The organism is Streptomyces sp. LS1784, assembly GCF_020103755.1.
GTDB lineage: Bacteria > Actinomycetota > Actinomycetes > Streptomycetales > Streptomycetaceae > Kitasatospora.
In genome coordinates this window covers 1-3,195 of the sequence record NZ_JAHSQD010000757.1, presented here as the reverse complement: position 1 = coordinate 3,195, position 3,195 = coordinate 1, and the positions used below count along the sequence as shown (strand labels likewise).

3 protein-coding genes and 1 pseudogene are annotated in these 3,195 nt (G+C 73.2%); all 4 read left to right on the top strand.

The annotated features are described in order from the left end of the window. Window positions 1–855, top strand: a pseudogene (locus KS423_RS41860) (hypothetical protein); the annotation flags it as partial. A gap of 46 nt (window positions 856–901) precedes the next feature. Further along, a complete protein-coding gene (locus KS423_RS41855; RefSeq protein WP_049649445.1) occupies window positions 902–1,081 on the top strand; it encodes a DUF6104 family protein in 180 nt (59 codons plus the stop codon). Window positions 1,082–1,293: 212 nt separating this feature from the next. Beyond that, window positions 1,294–2,202, top strand: a complete 909-nt coding sequence (locus KS423_RS41850; protein ID WP_224284954.1) for a DUF4097 family beta strand repeat-containing protein — start codon at window positions 1,294–1,296, stop codon at window positions 2,200–2,202. 1 nt (window position 2,203) lies between these two features. Next, on the top strand, window positions 2,204–3,195 hold a 992-nt coding region (locus tag KS423_RS41845), incomplete at its 3' end, for a PadR family transcriptional regulator (RefSeq protein WP_224284953.1).

Sequence of the window (3,195 nt, the reverse complement as noted above, 5' to 3'; positions counted from 1 at the left end):
CCGCCGCCGGTCGGCTCGTACGGCGCCCCGCAGCCGCCCACCGAGTCGCCGACCGCGCCGGTGCTGCCGGCCCCGCCGACCGCCCGGCTCCAGCAGCCGGAGCCGCCGTCGTACGACACTCCGCCGCCCGGCCCGGTGGTGACCGCCGACCCGGAGCCCGAGCCCAAGCGCAAGGGCGGGGTGTCCTGGAAGGTGCTGCTCACCGTCGCCCTGGTGATGGCGGTCGGCGGCACCGCGGGCGGCGTGGTGCTGATGAAGAAGCTGGGCGACGACACCAAGTCGGACAACAAGCCGGCCGCCGCGGTCACCGTGACCCAGGGCCCGGACGCGACCAAGGCGAACTCCTCCCCGAGCGCCTCGGCCTCCGCCGACCCGGTGACGGCCGCGCCCTCGAAGCCCGGCCAGAGCACCGTCTCGGCCCCGGCCCGGCCGGCCGGCTACTCCCCGATGCTGGACAAGAAGTCACTGGCGATCCCCAGCGCCGAGTACTCCTCCGACGCCTACCGGATCGACCTGGACTCGGGCACCGTGGTCCCCCGCTCCACCGACCTCAAGTGGGGCCTCGGGGTGGTCAACGTCGGCGGCGCCGGCAGCAAGGCCAACTCCTTCACCAGCTACGGCGACAACAAGTCGGACTTCGCGGTGATCACCGAGCCGTCCGTCACCGCCGAGCAGTGCGCCGCCGCGATCGACTCCCGGCCGGACACCGACCTCTCGTACAACCGGGTCGCGCCCGGCCGTCTGCTGTGCATCCGCGACCGGGTCACCCGCAACATCGCCGTCGCGGTGATCGAGCAGGCGGACCCGACCACCGGGGCCGCCAAGGTCACCGTCAGCACCTGGCGGGCCAGCTGACCGGACTATCCTGACCAGGTCAATCCCCACCGGACCGGAGCGAACCGTGTACTTCACCGACCGAGGCATCGAGGAGCTGGAGAACCGGCGCGGCGAGGAGGAGGTCACCCTGGGGTGGCTGGCCGAGCAGCTGCGCACGTTCGTCGACCTCAACCCGGACTTCGAGGTCCCGGTCGAGCGGCTGGCCACCTGGCTGGCGCGGCTCGACGACGAGGACGACGAGTGACCCAGTGACGGCCGCCGCGAGGCCCGGGAGGCAACCGCCTCCCGGGCCTCGCGCGTGTCCGGGTACGCAGGCCCCACGGCCCCGTAGGGGAGACCTCGGGGGCGGATCGGGGTCGGGATCGGGGGCCGGCGCGCTTGACTCTGCCCGCACGCGATATATCGTCTTTAAAAGAGAACGCGATACATCGCGATCGGCAACGGGAGGCGGCAGAGATGAGCCAGTGGACGGTCGACGGCCCCGAGAGGATCACCTTCGACGAGCCCGTGCGCGCGCTGCACGTGCGGACCATCGAGGGCACGGTGAACGTGGTGGCGGCCGAGGGCCCGGCCCGTCTGGAGGTCACCGAGCTGGTCGGCGAGCCCCTGCACGTGACCCTGGTGGACGGCGTCCTGACGGTCACCTACAAGGACATCAACAGCTGGAGCGAGTTCGGCGACCGGCTCAAGTCGGTCGGCGCGGTGAAGAGCCTCTTCGGCTCCTTCAAGCGCAAGCGGATCGCCGGCGTGACCGTGACCGTCCCGACCGAGGTCGAGGTCAAGGTCGGCACCGTGTCGGCCGACGCCACCGTCAGCGGCGTCGACGGGCACGTCTCGGTGCAGAGCGCCAACGGCGACACCACCCTCGCGGGGGTGACCGGCCTCATCGAGGCCGGCACCGTCACCGGCGACGTGGACGCCCAGGCGGTGGGCGGACAGCTCAAGGTCAACACCGTCTCCGGGCAGCTCACCGTGATCGCCGGCACCGCCGACCGGGTCCAGGCCAACACCGTCACCGGAGCCGTCACCCTGGACCTCGACGTGGCCGGCGAGACCGACGTCAAGGTCAACACCGTCAGCGGCGCGGTCGTGGTCCGGATACCCTCGCTGGCCGACGCCACCGTCGAGGCCGGCTCCACCAGCGGCGACGTCTCCAGCACCTTCGAGCAGCTCCAGATGAGCAGCACCTGGGGCGCCAAGAAGATCTCCGGCCGGCTCGGCGAGGGCCGCGGTAGCCTCAACGTCACCACCGTCTCCGGCGCGGTCACCGTGCTGCGCCGCCCCGACTCGGAGGAGGAGGGCCCGGTGGTGGTCAAGGAGCTCCCGGCCGGTCCCGGCACGCCGAACCTCACCAAGGAGGCCTGAGATGACACCGGTGTTCGGCCACGGCCGGCTCCGCCTCTACCTGCTGAAGCTGCTGGACGAGGCCCCGCGGCACGGCTACGAGGTGATCCGGCTGCTGGAGGAGCGGTTCCAGGGCCTGTACGCCCCCTCGGCCGGGACGGTCTACCCGCGCCTGGCCAAGCTGGAGCAGGAGGGCCTGGTCGCCCACAGCACCGAGGGCGGCCGCAAGGTGTACCGGCTGACCGACGCCGGACGCACCGAACTCGAAGCCCGGCAGGGCGAGTTGGACGAGCTGGAGCTGGAGATCCGGGACTCCGTGGCGCAGCTCGCCGGGGCGATCCGCGAGGACGTCCGGGACAGCGCCAAGGACCTGCGCGAGGAGCTGTGGAACGCCGCCAGGCAGGCACCGCGGCCGGAGCGCACCGAGAGCGGCGACCCGTGGGCCGGGCCCTGGGGCGACAACGAGTCCTGGCAGCGCGCCAAGGACGAGTTCGCCCAGTTCAAGCAGCAGGCCAAGGAGCAGGCCAAGCGCGCCCGGGAGCAGGAGCGGGCCGCCAAGGCCAAGGCGAAGGCCGCCGAGGAGGAGGCCCGCCGGCTGCGCGAGCAGGCCAAGGCCTCGCGCACCGCAGCGCAGCAGGAGGCGCTGCGGATCAAGCGCCGGGTCGAGCAGCAGGTGCGCGAGCACGCCGCGAAGGGCGACTGGCCGACCGGACTGGCCGAGGGCCTGTCCGAGCTGACCAAGGGCCTCGCCGGGCTGGCCGACGCGGCCCGCTGGGGCCACGGGGCGGACGAGCCGCCCGCCGAGCCCGCCGAACGGGTCACCGTGACCCGGATCGACCTGGACAAGGACGAGCCCGGCGCCCCGGCGGACCTGCCGCCATGGGCCCGCACCGACCCGGCCGGGGACCCGGCCCGCGAGCTGGAGCGGCTGCTCGACCGCTTCCGCGACCAGGTCCGCGACGCGGCCCGGGACGGCGGCGTGAGCGCGGACAAGCTGGCCGAGGCCCGCGCGGT

Bases quoted from the DNA above. Each gene is read 5' to 3' on its own strand.
- KS423_RS41850 (WP_224284954.1), top strand. From the start codon at position 1,294: ATGAGCCAGTGGACGGTCGACGGCCCCGAGAGGATCACCTTCGACGAG.